This is a genomic window from Mycobacterium sp. RTGN6, assembly GCF_033804605.1.
Lineage (GTDB): Bacteria > Actinomycetota > Actinomycetes > Mycobacteriales > Mycobacteriaceae > Mycobacterium.
In genome coordinates this window covers 149725-166975 of sequence record NZ_JAPZKZ010000012.1, presented here as the reverse complement: position 1 = coordinate 166975, position 17251 = coordinate 149725, and the positions used below count along the sequence as shown (strand labels likewise).

17 protein-coding genes are annotated in these 17251 nt (G+C 63.9%); 4 read left to right on the top strand and 13 right to left on the bottom strand.

Annotation, left to right across the window (positions count from 1 at the left end):
• Window positions 1-23 precede the first annotated feature (23 nt).
• The 7 genes from SLQ33_RS27260 to SLQ33_RS27230 form a co-directional block, all read right to left on the bottom strand.
• Complete coding sequence (locus SLQ33_RS27260; RefSeq protein WP_319457028.1) at window positions 24-791, bottom strand: SDR family NAD(P)-dependent oxidoreductase; 768 nt, start codon at window positions 789-791, stop codon at window positions 24-26.
• Window positions 788-1837, bottom strand: a complete 1050-nt coding sequence (locus SLQ33_RS27255) for a phosphotransferase family protein (protein ID WP_319457027.1) — start codon at window positions 1835-1837, stop codon at window positions 788-790. The genes SLQ33_RS27260 and SLQ33_RS27255 overlap by 4 nt, the downstream gene beginning before the upstream one ends.
• A complete protein-coding gene (locus SLQ33_RS27250; protein WP_319457026.1) occupies window positions 1837-3474 on the bottom strand; it encodes a fatty acid--CoA ligase in 1638 nt (545 codons plus the stop codon). The genes SLQ33_RS27255 and SLQ33_RS27250 overlap by 1 nt, the downstream gene beginning before the upstream one ends.
• Window positions 3475-3487: 13 nt before the next feature.
• The gene (locus tag SLQ33_RS27245; RefSeq protein ID WP_319457025.1) at window positions 3488-4465 is read right to left on the bottom strand and encodes an LLM class flavin-dependent oxidoreductase; all 978 of its coding nucleotides are present in this window, start codon (window positions 4463-4465) and stop codon (window positions 3488-3490) included.
• Between the two features lie 45 nt (window positions 4466-4510).
• On the bottom strand, window positions 4511-5464 hold the full coding sequence (locus tag SLQ33_RS27240) for an SMP-30/gluconolactonase/LRE family protein (protein ID WP_319457024.1): 954 nt from the start codon (window positions 5462-5464) through the stop codon (window positions 4511-4513).
• Between the two features lie 21 nt (window positions 5465-5485).
• Window positions 5486-6526 carry an LLM class flavin-dependent oxidoreductase gene (locus SLQ33_RS27235; RefSeq protein WP_319457023.1) on the bottom strand — a complete coding sequence of 347 codons (1041 nt, stop codon included), beginning with the start codon at window positions 6524-6526 and terminating at the stop codon, window positions 5486-5488.
• Between the two features lie 131 nt (window positions 6527-6657).
• A complete protein-coding gene (locus SLQ33_RS27230; protein WP_319457022.1) occupies window positions 6658-7440 on the bottom strand; it encodes an IclR family transcriptional regulator in 783 nt (260 codons plus the stop codon).
• 112 nt (window positions 7441-7552) lie between these two features.
• Between SLQ33_RS27230 and SLQ33_RS27225 the strand changes: the two genes are divergently transcribed.
• From SLQ33_RS27225 to SLQ33_RS27215, 3 genes are read left to right on the top strand one after another with little or no spacing between them, the layout of a single operon-like run.
• A complete protein-coding gene (locus SLQ33_RS27225) occupies window positions 7553-8710 on the top strand; it encodes a homogentisate 1,2-dioxygenase (protein WP_319457021.1) in 1158 nt (385 codons plus the stop codon).
• Window positions 8695-9984 carry an alpha/beta hydrolase gene (locus SLQ33_RS27220; RefSeq protein ID WP_319457020.1) on the top strand — a complete coding sequence of 430 codons (1290 nt, stop codon included), beginning with the start codon at window positions 8695-8697 and terminating at the stop codon, window positions 9982-9984. Before SLQ33_RS27225 ends, SLQ33_RS27220 begins: the two co-directional genes overlap by 16 nt.
• Window positions 9985-10015: 31 nt before the next feature.
• Window positions 10016-11404 (top strand): amidohydrolase family protein, encoded by a 1389-nt coding sequence (locus SLQ33_RS27215; protein ID WP_319457019.1) that lies wholly within the window; start codon window positions 10016-10018, stop codon window positions 11402-11404.
• Window positions 11405-11424: 20 nt separating this feature from the next.
• Here the strand turns inward: SLQ33_RS27215 and SLQ33_RS27210 are convergent, their stop codons facing one another.
• The 6 genes from SLQ33_RS27210 to SLQ33_RS27185 form a co-directional block, all read right to left on the bottom strand.
• A complete protein-coding gene (locus SLQ33_RS27210; RefSeq protein WP_319457018.1) occupies window positions 11425-11841 on the bottom strand; it encodes an ester cyclase in 417 nt (138 codons plus the stop codon).
• Between the two features lie 46 nt (window positions 11842-11887).
• The gene (locus tag SLQ33_RS27205) at window positions 11888-12283 is read right to left on the bottom strand and encodes a nuclear transport factor 2 family protein (protein ID WP_319457017.1); all 396 of its coding nucleotides are present in this window, start codon (window positions 12281-12283) and stop codon (window positions 11888-11890) included.
• Between the two features lie 44 nt (window positions 12284-12327).
• The gene (locus SLQ33_RS27200) at window positions 12328-13911 is read right to left on the bottom strand and encodes an NAD(P)/FAD-dependent oxidoreductase (RefSeq protein WP_319457016.1); all 1584 of its coding nucleotides are present in this window, start codon (window positions 13909-13911) and stop codon (window positions 12328-12330) included.
• 176 nt (window positions 13912-14087) lie between these two features.
• A complete protein-coding gene (locus SLQ33_RS27195) occupies window positions 14088-14450 on the bottom strand; it encodes an alpha/beta hydrolase (RefSeq protein ID WP_319457015.1) in 363 nt (120 codons plus the stop codon).
• Between the two features lie 84 nt (window positions 14451-14534).
• Window positions 14535-15089: a nuclear transport factor 2 family protein gene (locus SLQ33_RS27190; RefSeq protein ID WP_319457014.1), complete on the bottom strand. Its 555-nt coding sequence runs from the start codon at window positions 15087-15089 to the stop codon at window positions 14535-14537.
• 90 nt (window positions 15090-15179) lie between these two features.
• Window positions 15180-15794 carry a TetR/AcrR family transcriptional regulator gene (locus tag SLQ33_RS27185; RefSeq protein ID WP_319457013.1) on the bottom strand — a complete coding sequence of 205 codons (615 nt, stop codon included), beginning with the start codon at window positions 15792-15794 and terminating at the stop codon, window positions 15180-15182.
• A 178-nt stretch (window positions 15795-15972) separates the two neighbouring features.
• On the opposite strand from SLQ33_RS27185, the gene SLQ33_RS27180 reads away from it, so the two are divergent.
• A complete protein-coding gene (locus SLQ33_RS27180) occupies window positions 15973-17247 on the top strand; it encodes a cytochrome P450 (protein ID WP_319457012.1) in 1275 nt (424 codons plus the stop codon).
• Window positions 17248-17251 lie beyond the last annotated feature (4 nt).

The window sequence follows — 17251 nt, the reverse complement described above, 5'->3', positions numbered from 1 at the left end:
TCCTCGTAGTCGATGTGTCATGTCTAGGTGATGCCGCCGATGACGCCACCGTCGACACGCAACAAGGTGCCGGTGGTGTACCTGCTGGCATCGGACGCGAAATATACGGCGGCCCCAACGATTTCGTCCGGCTGTCCGGCACGTCCCATGACGATGCTGCGACGCGCACGGGTGTTGAATTCCTCCATCTCCCATGCCGCGGCAATGTCGGTCAAGAAGGCCCCAGCCAGGATGGCATTCACCCGCACATTGGGCCCGAACGCCGCGGCAAGCCCCTGCGTCACGGCGTTGAGCGCCGCTTTGGCCGCCGCGTAGGGAAGCGCCGCCGCAGTCGGGTAGATGCTCTCTATCGACGAAATGTTGATGATCGAACCATGGCCTCGCTCGACCATCTGTTCCCCGATCAACGTGCTCAACCGGAAGGGACCCTTGCTGTTGACACCGAAAACCTTGTCGTACAAGGATTCGCTGAGCTCTGACAGGCTGGGGTACAGCGGTGAGACTCCGGCATTGTTGACCAAGACATCCACTCCGCCGGAAGCGGCTTCGGCCAACGCAGCCAGTTCCGTGCACTGGTCCCAGGAACTGACGTTGCAGCCGAACGCCCACGTCTTGACGCCATGCTCCTCGGCGATTGCCGCTGCGGCGTCAGTGCACGCGCGCTCTTTGCGGCTGACGATGATGATGTCGGCTCCTGCCGCGGCAAAGCCGTGGGCCATCGCCAGGCCAAGACCCCTCGATCCACCGGTGATGAGCGCCGTCTTGTCGCTCAAGTCGAACAGGTCGGTCATGTGCGTCCCACCAGCCGGGTGGCCCGTTCGAACAGCCGCACGGCCGTATCGTGCAACGCCAGCCCAACTTCCAGTGGCGCCTGCCCGGCACAGGCCCGCGCGTACGTCCCCTCGAGGATGATGCCGAGCTTGAAACAACCCATCACGACGTACCACGCCAGATGCTCGAGCGAGCGGCCCGATCGCTCGGCATACCGGGCGGCGATCGTGTCGGGCGGCGGCAGTGGTCCGGCCGTCCAAATACCGCCGGACGTCATGATGACTTCGTGCTCGTCCGGCCACATCGCCAGGAAGCGGCCGAGATCAAGCAGCGGGTCGCCGATCGTGCTCATCTCCCAGTCCAACACGGCGGCCAACTTCGCCGAGCTCGCGTCGAAGATGAGGTTGCCGAAGTGATAGTCGCCGTGGATGAGGCCGGGCCGGAACGTCGGCAGCACGGCGTCGGCAAGGTAATCGCGGACGGCTTCGAACCCCGGTAGCGCAACGCCGTCGTAGCCGTCAAGCGCGAGGTACTTTTCCCGTTCGGCCACCCAGCGCGTGACCTGTCTCTGCAGGAACCCGGCGGGACGACCAAGATCGGCGAGGCCGATGGCTTCATGGTCGACGGAGCCGAGCTGCGCGAGCGCATCCGTGGCCGCCAATGCCAGACGATCACGCCCGCTCTGATCACTGAGGTGCTCGGGCAGCTCGACGGCGGGATTGAATCCTTCCACGGCCTCCATGAGGAAGAAGACCGTTGACCCGATGACGCTCGGATCGTCGCAGATGCCAAGAAGTCTGGCGTGAGGGATCGCGGTGGAGCCCAACGCCTGCAGCACCCTGGCCTCACGCAGGAGTAGCTGGTTGTTGTTCGGCCGCGGATGGGCAGGCGGTCGGCGCAGCACGACATCGCGCCCGCCAGTTCGGAATCTGAGCAGAATGTTCTGCGTGCCTCCGGTGAGCACGACCGGTGCGTCGATCACTCCGTCGCCGAGCCCGCTCGCCCGTATCCACGCCGAAAGCCGGGTCAAATCGACCGCGTCTTCAACGGTGAGCGCCGCGGTCATCAATCCTCGGTCCGACAGTCGACGACGTCGTAGACACCATCGGCATAATGCGACCGGATCAGTTTCTTGTCGAACTTGCCGACGCCGGTTCGAGGCACTTGATCGATGAACGTCCAGCGTTCCGGCAGCCACCATCGGACCACTCTGTCGGAGAGGTGACCGCGCAGCTGTGTCGCGGTGACGGCAGCGCCGTCCTTGAGCACGACCGCGGCCAGCGGACGCTCCTGCCACCGGTCGTCGGGCACCGCAACGACAGCGGCCTCGACGACGTCGGGGTGCTCCATGATGTGGTGCTCCAGCTCGACCGAGGAGATCCACTCACCGCCAGACTTGATCACGTCCTTGGCGCGGTCGGTCAGCGTGATGAAGCCGTGGCGGTCGATGCGGCCGACGTCGCCGGTGCGCAGCCAGCCGGCTTCGAACTTGGACGTGTCGTCGTCGCGGTAGTACGACGTGGTGACCCACGGACCGCGGACCTCGAGCTCGCCAACGGCTGCTCCGTCGTTGGGCAACACAGTGCCGCCGTCGTCGACGATGCGGGCCTCGACGCCACATATCGGCCGCCCCTGGGTGGCCCGCTGGGCCCAGCGCAGCTCCTCTGGCGCGTTCTCCGACGGCCAGGCCACCGCGGCCAGAGGGGAGGTCTCCGTCATCCCCCACGCCTGTCGGATCGTGACGCCGTACTGGTCGGAGAATTGCTTCATCAAGGCCATGGGCACCGCAGAGCCACCGCACGGCACTACCCGCAGCGACGAGATGTCGCGATCCGGAGCTCGCTCGAGGGACTGCAGGACGTCGTTCCAAATCGTCGGCACCGCACCGGCAATGGTGGGCTCGTGTGTCTCGATCATGTCGATCAACCGGTCTGCCTGCAGGTAACGGTCTGGGAGCACGAGGTCCGCGCCGGCCATCAGCGCCGCGTACGGCAGGCCCCAGGCGTTGGCGTGGAACATCGGTACGATTGGCAAGATGCGGTCACCGGCCGTGACGGTCAGTCCATTGGTGGAGCAGACGGCCATCGAATGCAGGTACGTCGACCGGTGGCTATAGACAACACCCTTCGGATTTCCAGTGGTGCCGCTGGTGTAACACATTGCGGCGGCAGATCTTTCGTCGAGTTCTGGCCAATCGAACGCGGTCGGCTGCCCGGCGACCACGTCATCGAAGTCGATGACGTTCTTGCCCGCACTCGCCAGTGGCTCGATGTTCCCACCGCCCACGACGATGACCGTGTGCACGGTCGACATGTCGGGCAAGGCAGTGGCCAGCACCGACGTCAGCGAGGCGTCCACCAGCACCACCTGGTCTTCGGCTTGGTTGGCGATGTAGGCGAGCTGTTCGCCTGTCAGCCTGATGTTCAGGGTGTGCAGCACCGCGCCCATCGCCGGCACCGCGAAGTAAGCCTGCAGGTGTTCCTGGTTGTTCCACATCAGCGTAGCCACCCGCTGGTCGCCGGTCACGCCGATGGCGCGCAGCCCGTGCGCCAGCTGAGCCACCCGTTCGCCAAGCTCGCCGTAGGTGAGCTGGCGGGAACCGTCGGAGGTAGCCGTCGTCACCGTGCAGTCGGCGAAGACTCCCGTCCCATGCCGCAGTATTGCGGTGACGGTCAACGGCGAATCACCCATCGTGCTGTCCATGCGTGTCCCGCTCTCAGATTGTCGTGACGCCAAGCGCATTGGCCATCGCACGTAGTTCGCGATGAATGTCGGAACCCAACGGTGTGAAGATCAACTCGGTTGCGCCGGATTCCTCGAACCCGGCGACCTTCTCGGCCAACTCCTCGGAAGTACCGGTGAAGGTCAGCGCCGCTATGGCGGGGTGCAGCAACGGTTTCTCTCGTTCGGGCGGCTCGGTCACATGGCCCTCGTGAATGGCTTGGTGGCGGCGCTCCGCCGGGATCAACTCGATCGCTGCCCGCCACCTCGTGCCGCCGGGCAGCTGGTCGACGACATCGGGACCACCTAGTTCATAGGCAATGTGGTACTGCAGCGCGATGGCGGCCGCGAGCCGATCGCTGACCGCCGGGTCGGTGAGCGCTTCACCGGGGTCGAGGACGGTGCCCTGCACCGCGTAGGCGCTCCACGCGAACCCACCAAGCGGTGCGGCGATGGAGATGACCCCGTCCCCGGTTTCGCGGGCAATGGCAATGCCTTTCGGACCGTTCGCCGCGACCAACACCGGAATCGCCGCATGGCCAAGGCGGGTGGTCCCGTCGGCGTGTAGGCATCGCACGGGGATGCCGTCGACCTCGGCCTCGTCGCCGGCCAGCAGCGAACGCAGCGCTGTGGTGTACTCCGCCACGGCATTCCAGGTGTGTGGTCGTTGACCCAGCGCGCGCCTACCGGTAAAACCGGTTCCGACACTGAGCGCGAGCCGGCCTGGGGCGAGCTGGTCGACGGCCAGCGCGGCGCCGACGGTGCTGACCACGTGCCGCATGCCAGGCACCAGGGTCGCAACGCCGAGGCCAACGGTGCGGGTAGCCGAGGCGAGCTGGCCCAAGGTGGGCCAGCAGTCCCAGTACAGTGCCGGCGAATCGTAGAGCCAGACCCGTTCGTAGCCAAGTGCTTCGGCGTGCAGTGCGTATTCCAGGGTCCGTGGGCCCGGGGCCAAGATTGCCGATAACTTCACGGTCTCACTACCTCCGTTGGTGGTTGTCTCGAGTCGACGGCTTGTTCAGTTGCGAAGCTGGTGCCACAGGGGCGCCCCGGCCACGGGGCTGCGTGCGGTCAAGACGTGGGGGGTAAACAGGGAACCGATATAGAGATCCCGCATGTCGGGCCCGCCCCAGGCAACCGAGGTGGGCGTGATCATCCGGTCGCCGTCGGGATCGTCGAGGATCGTGACGACCTCACCGGAAGGGGTGATGGCGACGATCTTGTTGGCCGACATCAGGGTGACCCAGAGGTTTCCTTCGGCATCGAAGGCACAGCCATCGCTCAGTGCCCACCGGCGCCCGATGGCCGGCTCGAAGCTTTTCGCAGCGTAGTCCGGGCCGACTTCGTCAGGACTTCGTTGCCCGAGAACTGGTCCGTAGCGGCCGCATTCGCGCAGCCCGCCGTCGGGACGTAGTTCGTAGCGGGCGACGTCACTTGCCGTGGAACGGACCACGTAGAGGTTCTCCAACTGCGGGTCGAAGGCCATGCAGTTCGCGAACGGTATCCCAGTAGCCACGGTGGTGCACGATCCGTCGGGATCGATCCGCACGATGGAGCCGTCGGCAAGAAGGTGCCCGATCGAGGCGAACGGGTCGCCGCTCGCGGTGGTGAGGCTGACCCAGACGGTGCCATCCGGCCCAGCCAACGGGAAATTGGGGCACGCCAGCTTGTGGCCGTCGACGGTGTCGGCGAGCACCGTCACCCGCTCCGTCGCGAGATCAAGGGTGCACACCTCTCCGGTGTCGAACACGGTGAACACCACCGTGTTGGCATCGAGCATCGACAAGCCGTTGCTTTCCCCGGGCTTGTGGCCGAGCCGACGCAACGATCCATCGGATCGGATCTCGGTGAGCGCGGCATCGGAGGAATCGGAGACGATGACACGGTTGTCGCCAGTGACGAGGACGGTTTCCGGGCGGTTGACTCCCTCACCGATGACTTTGAGCTCATCGATTGAGATCGGGGCGAGCATGCTGTCTCCTTTGACTGGCGGTCAGTTCAGTGCGGGTATGACTTCGCTTCCAACTAGGTCGATTTGGTTGAGCACCTTGTGCTGGGGCATCCCGCCCATGTCGATGGCCATCGCCACGCCGCTGATGCCCAGCACTTCTCGCGCCCGCCCGATCTTGTCCACGAGCTCGGCCGGACTACCGCAGAAGGGAATGATGTCGCCCTCGGGTTTGATCATGATGTGCTCCCGGTCGACTTCTTCGTCGGGCTTGAGCCAACGGCGTTGATAGGCCGAAATGCGAAGTTTGGCGTTCTCCCGCAAATAGTTTGAGTGGTAGGGCTCGAAATCGGTGCGGGCCTGCTGCGAGGTCTTCGCGACATGGAAGTGCACGCCGAGCCGGAGCCGCCACGATGCCGGGGCCCTCCCGGCCCGTGCCCAGGCCTCGCGGAATTCGTCGGCGTAGGGCTTGAGCGAGTCGAAGGGTGCCAACGCCGCGACCCATTCGGCGCCCAACCCGAGCCGCGCCGACAAGGCAACCGAGCTGGTCGAGGAGTTCCACATTGGGATCGACTCCTGCACCGGCCGCGGTCGGACGGTGATGCCGTCGAGTGCGGCGCGCCAATCGCCCTTCCAGGTGATTTCCTCTTCGTTGAAGAGTTGCCATAGCAACTCGACGAACTCCTCGAAAATGAGCGTCGCGTGTTCCTGAGGCCGCCCCATCGCCTGGAACGTCTGCTCGTAGGCGCCGCGTCCAAGTGCGATTTCTGCGCGTCCGCCTGACATCACATCGAGCGTGGCGAAACCCTCCGCGACAAGCACCGGATCCAATGTGGTGATCGTCGTGACTCCAGTACCCAGCCGGAGCCGGGTGGTGTGTTGCGCGATGGCGGCCAACACCACCTCTGGCGCCGCGAACACGAAGTGGTTGAAGTGGTGCTCACCGAGTTGTATGACGTCGAACCCGGCGTGCTCGACGGCCACCGCCTGCTCGATCAGTCGCTGATGCTTCTGCGCATCGGTCAGCGTTTCGCCGTCGACCGGATCACGGACGTTGTCACCCAGACTGAGAAAGATCGTTTCCATCGACACCTCTGATAGTGCGATATTCGCATTCGCGATGCGTATTGCGAACTGACTATCACCCGAGTCCGTGCAGCTTGTCAATACCCGGACGGAAAGCGCGTATCAGGGATGGGACCGGTGTCCGGCAGCAATCAGAGCAGTTCGCCGACACGGTCGGCGTAGCGTCGCAGCCTGTTGACCAATGGCGAGGTCGGGGTCAGGTCGTCTTCCAATCCGAGCCCCGACAGGATCAACGTGCTGCGCGATGCGCTCGTGCGCGGGAAGATCACCGCCGCAATCGCACAATGACTCTCCTGAACGGGGCTGTGCTGGAACTCGATCCCGCCGCTCTCGCGGATGCGGGCGAACGTGTCTTCGAGTTGGGCCGCCCGCGGGTCGCCGACGATGGAGACCACCTTGGCCGGCTCGAGGTAGGCCAACAGCGCGCGCCCCGAGGCCGACTGATCGATCGGAAAGCTGGAACCCAGGCCGAAGATCAGATCCAAGCTCATCTCGGGATTCCAGATCCGCTCTACCAGCGCAGTCTGTCCATGAACGATCACGGCGAGGGAAACCATCACCTGGCGGCCAGGCAGTGACTTCAGGAAATCGATCATGTACGGCAGGGCGGCGGAGCGCAGCGCGAGGCTCTCGTGATACGCGTTGCCGAACAACAACGCCCGCGGGCCGATGACATACCGGCCCTGTACCTGCTCGACCATTTCCTCGGCTTGGAGCGTCCGCAGGATGCGGTGCACGATCGTCTTGTCCAGGCCGAGGGCGGCCGCCAACTCGGCCGCCGACGCCGGCGTGGCGCGGGCAGACACTTCCTGAAGCACGGCGAAGGCCCGTTCCACCGACTGCAGCATCGATCGCTTCGGGCCGACCCGGCCATCTTCGACCGCGATCGCGCGGTCCTGCGGTGCGTCCTGCATCTACCAAACCTTAAGGGTTGACATGCGCGGCCCAGCGTGAGCACACTGGATGCGGTAATCGCTATATCGATGCGATTATCGCACATCAATACCGAAACAGTGGGGTGCTCTGATGCCTTTCTACAGTCGCGCCGGCTCCCTCCCGGCGAAACGCCACTCGCAATTCCGCCAGCCAGACGGGTCGCTCTACCACGAAGAGCTGTTCAGCACGGTGGGGTTCTCCGGCATCTCGTCGCTGCTCTACCACGTCGCACCGCCGGTGCAGGCCAGCGGGTTCCGGGCACTGGCACCCGTCGAACTCAAGGAGCAGCCGCCGGAGGCGTTGCGGCCGCGCGCATTCGATACGTCCGCGCTGCGCACCTCGGGCGACGCGATCTCCTCGCGGATTCCGTTGCTGTTCAACGACTCCGTGGTGATCTCGTTTGCGACGCCCGATCATTCGATGGACCACTTCGCCCGCAACAGCGTGGCGGACGAGATCGTCCTGATACAGGAGGGCTCGGGCGCACTGCTTTCGCCGTTTGGCCAGCTGCGGTTCGGCCCCGAGGACCTGGTGATCATTCCACGTGGTACCACCGTGCAGTGGCAGCTCGACAGTGCGTCGGCGCGGATGTTGGCCATGGAGTCGAACGACCCGATCGAGGTGCCCGAAAAGCTACGCAACGAGTACGGCCAGCTGCTGGAAAAGTCGTTGTACTGCGAACGCGATCTGCGCGTACCCGAGTTGACCGCGCCCACGGTCGGCAAGGGCTCCTACCCGGTGCACGTCAAACACGGAACTAGCCGCACCGAGGTCATCCTCGATCAGCATCCCTTCGACGTCGTTGGGTGGGACGGGTACCTCTACCCATACGCACTGAACCTCTCAGATGTCGAACCGATCACCGGCAGCCTGCACCAGATGCCCGACGTCTATCAGATTCTCGGTGCAGCCGGGTCGGTGATCTGCGTCGTCCCTCCACACAAGTTGGACTATCACCCGCTGGCCATCCCGTCGCCACCGAGCCATAACAACATCGATAGCGACGAGGTGATGTTCACCGTCAGTGGTCTGGTTCCGGGCCGCACCTCCGGGCACTCCGGGCATCTGACGTTCCACCCACGTGGTATCACCCACGGGCCGAAGGCCGGCGCGTATGAGGCCTCCATCGGCATCGAGGAAACGGATCTGACCGCCTTCATGGTCGACACCTTCGCGCCATTGAAACTGACCAACGATGCCGTCGGAGTCGAGGACGACTCCTACTACCGCCAGTGGCTGCCACAGTGAGCCGGCCGCTGAACCCACTTCGCCTGCACGGGGCCAACTTCCGCGTCCAGGACCTTCCTACCGAGGTCCGGCATCGCGCCGTCGTGCTCGTCGCCGACGACGACGCCCCCAGCAGAGCGGTGCTGTATTGGCGGGAAGGGGTGACTCCGCGGGTCGGTATCCATCTGATGCACCCACGCACCGACCAGTCGCAGAACTACAACATCGTCGCGCTGGCCCAGGCCGGATATGCCGTTCTGGGCAGGGCAGGCCGTTGGGTGAACAACGACGTCGACACCGTGCACGAGACGCTGATGCTCGACATGGCAGCGGGCGTCCGTTTTCTGCGCGACGAGGTGGGTTGCGAACAAGTCGTCCTGGTAGGCAACAGCGGCGGCGGCACGTTGGCATCGATGTACCAATGGCAGGCGCGCACTGATCCGCCGGGTCGCCTCACCCGCACTGCAGCGGGTGACCCGCTGGACCTCAACGCGGTCGATCTTCCGCCTGCGGACGGCATCGCGATCATCGCCGGGCACCGCGGCGAGGGTGAGGTGCTGCTGAAGTACATCGACCCCTCGGTCGTCGACGAGTCCGATCCAGTGGCCGCCGACCCCGAGTTGGACATGTACCACCCCGCCAATGGCTTTCGCACACCACCCGAGTCAAGCCACTACCCGGATGACTTTCTCGAGCGCTACCGGCGGGCGCAGCGTGAGCGAGTCCGTCGCATCGATGTGCTCGCGCGCAGCCTGGTGGCACAGCAGAAGGCGGGCGGTACGGCGGCAGACATTCTCGAACGAGACTCACCAGAGGCCGCTATGAGGTTGCGGCGCTTGGCCGTTGGCGCTGTACACATGGTGATCTACCGGACCGCAGCCGATCCCGCCGCCACCGACCTCGGCATCGAACCAGACGACCGGGTCGTTGGCTCCTACCTGAGCAAGCGACCCGACCTGGAGAACTACGGTGGACCCGGATTCGCCCGCTACATCACACCGCGAGGGTGGCTGAGCACCTGGAGTGGACTGTCCAGCCGCGCCAACACCATCGCGTGCCTGCAGCAGATCCACGACCCGCTGCTATTCGTGCACTACGCCGGAGACGAAGGCCTACGCATGAGTGAGGCGGAGGCGATCGTAAAGGGTTCGGCCGCAACCGATAAGGAGTTGGTGGTGGTCCGGCACGCCGATCACTACGGCCGCGTCATCAACCCCGACGGCAGCATCGGTACACAAACCACCGAAGGCACCCGTGCGATCGTCGATTGGATCACGGCGCGATTCAAGAACTGACGACGCTGGACCATCGGAGACGGAGAACATCGTGTCAAAGCAGCGGACGCTGATTCGCGGCGGCACCGTCATCACGATGGAGCCGGGTGCCATCGACGGGTTGGCGGACATTCTGCTCGAGGGCGATCAGATCGCTGCCATCGGACCGGATCTCGCAGTGGCCCAAGGCTCCGCTCGAATCGTCGATGCGACCGATCGCATCGTGATTCCGGGCTTCATCGACACCCACCGGCATGTCTATCAGGCGCTGCTGCGCGGGCTGGGCTCGAATTGGTCGCTGATGCAATACCTCATTGCGATCATCGGCACCATTGGCCCGCGGTTCACCCCAGCGGACCTGTTCATTGCGAACCGCTTGGGAGCGTTGGATGCCATCGACTCGGGGGTCACCGCGGTTTTCGACTGGTCGCAAAACCAACTGACTCCCGACCACACGGATGCGTTGATCGCCGGGCTGGAATCCACGTCGATCCGCGCCGCGTTCGGCAGTGGTGCCAATCTGGCGGATCTACTTGAATGCCTGGCACCACCGTTCCTCAGCACTGCGTCAACCAACGCCAAAGAGGTTCGGAGACTGCGCAATCAGTACCCTTCCGACACGGGCTTGCTGACGATTGGGTTCGCCGCCCGGGGGCCGGAATTGAGCACCATGGACGCGGTCAAGGAAGACTGGGCGCTGGCACGTGAGTTGGGCATACGGCTGAACATGCACCTCGGCCAGGCGGTGTTTCCTGGCCGGCCGGCGGTGGCGGCACTCAACGATGCCGGGCTGTTGGGCAGCGATCTGACGTTTGGGCATTGCAACTATCTGACCGACGACGAGATCGCGATGATGGCCGACCACGGTGTTACCGCCACCGTCACCCCTGAGGACGAATGCAACATGGGCCACGGCTGGCCGCCGATCGGGCGCCTGATCGCCGGTGGCGTGTGGCCCAATATCGGTATCGATACCTGTCTGGCCGTTGGCGGCGACCAGTTCACGGCGATGCGATTCGCCTTGGCGATACCCCGCGCACAGCGCAACCAAGACGCACTCGCCTCTGGCGAGAACCCGTGGGAAGTGGTGTTGACTACCCGAGATGCGCTCAGGATGGCGACCATTGAAGGCGCGCGGGCGCTCGGTCAGGAGAACAGGATCGGCAGCATCGCAGTAGGCAAGCAGGCCGACTTGGTCACCATCAACACTGCCCATCCGTCGATGACGCCGGTGATCGATCCGGTCGCAAGCGTCGTCCACAGCGCCAGCCGCACCGTGGTGTCCGACGTCTTCATTGCAGGCCGGCACGTCAAGAAGAACGGACAGCTGGTCGGCGCGGATGTCGCACGACTGCACGCCGAAGCGACCCAAGCTGCCGCGGAACTACTGCAGCGGTGCGGGATTGGACCCGGGTGGCTGCCGTCGATGCCGCCGAGCTAGCTGCACTAGGCGTCGAGACGTCAGGTAGCGATCACTCGCATGAGCCCATGAAGGTCATCATTGAACCATTCTTCAACGATCTTGCCTTCCGCGATACGGTACGTTCCGATGCCCGGAAATTCCACCGATCGGCCGGTCGGCGGTATCCCCATGAATTCTCCCGTATGCGTACCTCGGGAAGTCGATCGCATGAGCACGAGGTCATCTGAAGCAATTACGTCTTCAACGGCGATGCGAAGGTCAGGAAAACCTGCGTAGAAGGCGCCTAGCAATTGTGCGAATGCGTCGAATCCGCGGATGTCCTCCAGATCGTCGCCCTGATGAAGCACGAGATCATCCGCCCAAAGTTCGCGCAATTCTTCGAATTGTCGCTCATTGGTCAACTCAACCCAGCGTCTCACCAATGCAGCGTTATCCGTCACGTCTTGTGCAACCATCACGATTCCTTTCAATATGTCGACTGCCGCATGAGGGCGATCATGTCTACGCGTTGAGCGCTGCCACCTGGCGCTCCAGTGCCGATCGGTCCGTCACGACCCAAAGTTGTTTGATTCTGTCGCCAGTGATCTGACAGATCGCGGCTCCTCCCGCAGCAATATTCTCGGGACTGTCCTGCGATCGCCTACGCACGAGGTAACGAAAGCCGACTCGGTCGCGCTCTGCCACGATGGCCTCCACCGTCACGAACAAACCAGGGAGCCGATGAAGTATCGTGCGTCCCCCATCCCTTAGTAGACTCAAGAATTCAGCCGAACCTGAAACCGGGGCTTCGGATCCATAATGAACGACGACGTCGTCGTCCAGCAGAGCACGAAGCGCGTCATTGTCTTCAGAGCTCAGCAGCTCGACAAACTGGCGTACGAGTTGTTCGTTGTCCATCGCATATCTCCTCGCTGAATTTCATATCCATTGGCATCCTCATGTCATGTCCTTTTGCGTCCGCGGCGGGATGACTTCTTGAGGTCGCGGATGGCTGCACGAGCGCCGAGATATCCGGGTAGCCCGGTCACCGCCCCGCCGGGATGGGATCCGGCGCCCGCGAGGAACAGCCCGTCGATCGGGGTCCGGTAGCCACCCAATCCCAGCGCGGGCCGGAGCGGCCCCGTGCGGCTTAGCACCTGGTCGACGTGAGGGTGGCACCCGCCGGTGACATGACGGACCACCGCGATGTCTTCGTGGGTTTCGACGGTCTTGCCAAGCTCGACATCGAGGAGGTTGCCGTAGAACTCGTTCAGCATGCCCATCGTGACCGCTGCGGCCTTGTCCTTGAGCTCGTCCCAGCCTTCGGCGGGTTCGGAGGGCACCGCGACCGAGAGCGAATACAGGGTGTCCAGTCCGTCGGGTGCTTGCGACGGGTCGGGCCCGGTCGGGATCGCGTTGTAGAACACGAGGTCTTCGGCGTTTGGCATCAGGCCAGCCGTCGAGGCGCCGTAGGCGCGCTCGATTCCCTTCTCGGTGCCGATCCAGTGCGATGGAATGCGCAGGTCAAGATCGTCGTCGCGGTGCTTCTCGTGCCGCGACAGGTCAAGTCGGCCGACGCATGCGACGTCGATCTTCATCTGACCCCACCCGAACCCGTTGGTAGGCAACGCGCTAACCCGCCTCTCGAGTTCGGCAGGCAGACTTCCGGGAGGCAAGAACTGACCCAGCGCCTGCGACGGGTCGCAGCTGGCGACGACACCTCGCCTGGCCGTCAGCACTGTGCCGTCGCTCAGCACGACGCCGTCGGCCCGGCCACCAGACAGGGTGAGCTCGGCTACCGGAGCGTTCACGATGATCGACCCGCCGCGGGCCTGCAGTCGTCGCGCCAACGCGTCTGGGATCGCCTGTGTGCCTCCGATGGGGCGCCAGCACCGGTTGCGGTGCACTGCGGCGAGCAGGAGGAACTGTATCGCTGAGCCCGGGTGTGAACTCGACATCGTCGCGCCAGATGCGACGTGCATTGCCGCACGGACCACGGGGTGGCGAAACCGCTCGTTGATCACTTCCTTGCCCGAGGCCAGGGCGAACGCCGCAAAAGCACCTAGCTGCTTCCGTTGTGCGAACGCGGCGCGCGCGATGCGCGTCGCGACGATTCCCGGACGGACGGGATCGGCCGCGGCTATGACGTCGAAGACGTCGAAGAAGTCATCGAGAAACCGAGCGAACTCCAGGTAGGCCGCGGCGTCCTCCCGCGAGAACTTCTCGATCTCGCGAGCCGTCTTGCGCGCATCGCGCCAGAACGCAATGGACTCCCCGTCCGGCCCCAGGTAGGCGAATGGCGGGTCGACGTCCACCATCCGAAGTCCGTAGTCCTCCAGAGCGAGTTCCTTGGCCGGTGGATTCTCGCTCCACAGGATGGGATCGACCGCACAATGGTTGACCAGGTGAGCGGGAGCGCCCGGTATCGAATACCGCGAAGACGTCATCCCCCCAATCTGCGTATCCGCCTCAACGACAAGCACATTCAACCCGGAGTCTTGAAGGTAGTTGGCTGCGACGAGGCCGTTGTGGCCAGCGCCGATCACGATGACATCGTGGCCTCTCGTACTCGCGGCTTCAGCGGCCGTCGCGAACCGGCCGGGCAATCCGATGATCGTTGCGCTAGCCGAGGGGCCTGAGGGGCGGGTCGAACCGTGAGTCACATCACAAACGTAGCCGCGCGTTGACGATGACGTCAATGCTTTGACGTTTAGGACAACACTCAACCCGGGATCGACGAGATGGGTTCTGCCGATTCGTCGGTTCCCACGAGCTGTCGGTAGAGCTCTTGTCGGACGGCCCAGGCCTCGGGCATGAACGGGCTAGCAGGCCAACCGTGTACTGCGTTGCATAGCACGAAGGTGAACGGGGCATTCGCCTCAATAGCTCTGTCACGCAGCAGAAGCTGATCCGGATGGAGCATGTCCATCGATCCGATGTACACCGCTGTCGGCGGAAGCCCCTCGAATGATCCGTAGAGGGGGCTGGCCAATGGGTCCGTGGTGCTCATCTCGTCGGCCCAAACTCGCCCGAAATAGCTCAAATCCTTGGTGGCGGCCCGTCCCACGTACGGCTTTGCACGCATTTCGTATCTCCACGTTCGTGATATCGGTGTGCGTTCCGATGCCACTTCGGCCGCCGTGGTGAACCCACCGGTGCTGGAGTCGGGCTACCAGCGCTCAGCAGGACTTCCCGCGACGACCGGCCTCTGATAGGACGGGTCGTCCTGGTTCCATAGTCCCTTCAGCATTCCCCGGAGCGCGCGCGACTCAAGCCACGATGCGTCGCCTTCGGCCGCCATGTCGATGACGGTGCGCCGAGTGAGGATTCGCCACTCCCCGTCACGCCGCTCGAGTTGATCGATGTAACGACTGGGGACAAGCTGACATCGCTTGCCGTCCTTCGAGAGCAGGCCGCCGATTACATAGGTCTCGCAGTAGGCGGCGTCGCCAACGAGCTCGCAGCTGTGGTTCGTGAGATTGTGGCTCGTCGCGCTGAAGAAGGCCGCATGCCCTGCGTTTGCCCAGTCGGCGTACTCGCTGGCGGGCGTCACCGACGAGCCGTGTTCGTCGCTACCGTCGGGCCAGAATGCACCAGCGATGAGGGCGCTGTCGTGCCGATCCCTGCCCCGCGCTTCCCGGACGATGCAGTCAAGGATGGCTTGACGATCCCGTAGCTCGCGGACTTCCCGCCGAAGTTCATCGATGTGTGTCGGCTCGTCCATGTGGTCGCGTTCCCCTCTCTTGGGGCCCGATCGTCGGGGCTAGTCGACACAGATCATAGCCACGGCCCGCCTTACGATGTGGGCGATCGCCTAACCCGATGGGGCGACGTCGTCTACTGGCCGCTCACCGGGTCGCCGATCGAGTTCGTCCAGATACCTGTCCACCATCGCCAGGAGTGCGGGGTGGCCGACATCGATGCCCAGCCCTGTCTCGAGCACGATGAGGCGACCCAGGCCTGCGATGAGGATCGAAACCACATCGGGCGACGTCGGTTCTCCGTCCATCTGCCTTTCCCGCAGCATGTACGTCAGCGCAGCGATCTGGGCCTCGCGGAATCGCACGGCGCCGGCGGCCAATTCTGCGCGGATTTCCTTTCGATGATTTCCGAGGGCCATGAATTCCATGGCCAGCTGCGTACCGCGCTGGTCGATGGTCATATCCCACAGCGCCCTGAGCGGCTTTTCCGACCTCAGAGCTCGCTTCTGTGCTTCGAGAGCGGCCTCGGTACCCCTTTGCAGCACTGCTAGGTATAGGTCGTCCATCGTTGGAAAGTAGTAATGGACCAGGGCCCGCTGAACCCCAGCCTCGGCGGCCACCCGCCGCGACGTCGCGGCCGCGTACCCCTCCTTCAACATGACTTCGCCCGTGGCGTCCATCAGTCTGGTGCGGGTTTCGGAGCCGTCGTCATCGCGTCGCTTCGCCATTGTGAATCTCAACCCCATCTTCGCCGCGTGTTCGTTTCAGTCACCACGATGATCCCTTGACGCGCAAACATCGGCCTGCTAAACATGGCGCTTGTCCGAATCTTAGGCGATCGCCTAAACGTTTGGGATGCGGCGACGTGCTCCGCTCCGACCGCTGCACGACTGAGGGAAGAGATCTGTGGTAACTCCGATCGAGCAGGCCAATTTCTTCACGGATACCGCGGTGATCAACGACCCGTATCCGTACTTCGATGCGCTGCGGTCGCGATGCCCGGTCCAACCCATCCCGCAACCCGGCGTGCTGGCGGTGACCGGGTACGACGAGGCCGTCGAGATCTACCGCGATGCAGCGTCGTTTTCGTCCTGCAACGCGATGGCGGGCCCATTCCCGCCATTCCCGGTCGAAGAGGGCTGTGACGACATCACCGAGGCGGTGCAGCAGAACCGCACGCACTGGGTGTTCAACGAATTCATGCTGACTAAAGACGGCGCCGCCCACGAAGCGGAACGAAGCCTGTTGCGCCGCTTGATGACTCCGCGGCGACTCGCTGAGAACGAGGCGTCGATGGCAGGGATGGCAGACGACGCGATCGACACGTTCATCTCCCGCGGTCGCTTCGAGGCCTCGGCGGACTACTCCAAGCCGTTCACCACCATGGTCATCGCCGACCTGCTCGGAATCCCCGAATCCGACCGGCCCGGCTTCGCACAGATATTCGCGGGCCAACAAGTCGCCGAGGTTGGCGCCGACTCGCCACTACCGGTCAACCCACTCGACTTCATGTTCGGCACCTTTACCGGATATGTCGAACAGCGCCGTCGTGAACCGCTCGAAGACGTGCTGACCTCGCTGGCAAGCGCAACCTACCCGGACGGAACGTTGCCTCCCGTCGACGACGTGGTGCGACTTGCGCTATTCCTCTTCGGCGCCGGTCAGGACACCTCTTCGAAGGCCATGGTCGCGGCGCTTTGGTTTCTCGCCGAAGATCGGGATCTGCAAGACCTTTTGCGTGGCGATCGGGATCGCATACCCGATTTCTTCGAGGAAGTCCTGCGGTTGGAGAGCCCGACGATGAGCGACTTCCGGATGGCGCAAAAGTCGACCACGGTGGGTGGCGTCGAGGTCAAGGCGGGCACCACGATGATGGTTCACCCGGGCGCGGCTAACCGTGATCCCCGACGTTTCCCCAATCCGCACGAGTTGAGCATCGAACGGGAGAACCTCCGGGAACACCTCGCGTTTGGCCGCGGGGTGCACGCCTGCCCCGGCGGCGGCTTGGCCCGCGCGGAGGGACGGGTGACGGTGGAACGCATCCTCGACCGACTTGAGAACATCAGAATCTCCGAGGAGCATCACGGTCCCAAGAACGACCGGCGTTTCGCGTTCGATCCCATCTACATCAACCGGGGCCTCTCCGAGTTGCAGCTCGAATTCGACGTCGTCGGGAAATGACATT

What these genes read in the sequence shown, in the direction of transcription:
- SLQ33_RS27255 (WP_319457027.1), bottom strand. Translation starts at nt 1,837, where the DNA reads ATGACCGCGGCGCTCACCGTTGAAGACGCGGTCGATTTGACCCGGCTT.
- SLQ33_RS27235 (WP_319457023.1), bottom strand. Translation starts at nt 6,526, where the DNA reads ATGGAAACGATCTTTCTCAGTCTGGGTGACAACGTCCGTGATCCGGTC.
- SLQ33_RS27250 (WP_319457026.1), bottom strand. Translation starts at nt 3,474, where the DNA reads ATGGACAGCACGATGGGTGATTCGCCGTTGACCGTCACCGCAATACTG.
- SLQ33_RS27185 (WP_319457013.1), bottom strand. Translation starts at nt 15,794, where the DNA reads ATGGCGAAGCGACGCGATGACGACGGCTCCGAAACCCGCACCAGACTG.
- SLQ33_RS27205 (WP_319457017.1), bottom strand. Translation starts at nt 12,283, where the DNA reads ATGGACAACGAACAACTCGTACGCCAGTTTGTCGAGCTGCTGAGCTCT.
- SLQ33_RS27195 (WP_319457015.1), bottom strand. Translation starts at nt 14,450, where the DNA reads ATGCGTGCAAAGCCGTACGTGGGACGGGCCGCCACCAAGGATTTGAGC.
- SLQ33_RS27190 (WP_319457014.1), bottom strand. Translation starts at nt 15,089, where the DNA reads ATGGACGAGCCGACACACATCGATGAACTTCGGCGGGAAGTCCGCGAG.
- SLQ33_RS27225 (WP_319457021.1), top strand. Translation starts at nt 7,553, where the DNA reads ATGCCTTTCTACAGTCGCGCCGGCTCCCTCCCGGCGAAACGCCACTCG.
- SLQ33_RS27210 (WP_319457018.1), bottom strand. Translation starts at nt 11,841, where the DNA reads ATGGTTGCACAAGACGTGACGGATAACGCTGCATTGGTGAGACGCTGG.
- SLQ33_RS27230 (WP_319457022.1), bottom strand. Translation starts at nt 7,440, where the DNA reads ATGCAGGACGCACCGCAGGACCGCGCGATCGCGGTCGAAGATGGCCGG.
- SLQ33_RS27240 (WP_319457024.1), bottom strand. Translation starts at nt 5,464, where the DNA reads ATGCTCGCCCCGATCTCAATCGATGAGCTCAAAGTCATCGGTGAGGGA.
- SLQ33_RS27260 (WP_319457028.1), bottom strand. Translation starts at nt 791, where the DNA reads ATGACCGACCTGTTCGACTTGAGCGACAAGACGGCGCTCATCACCGGT.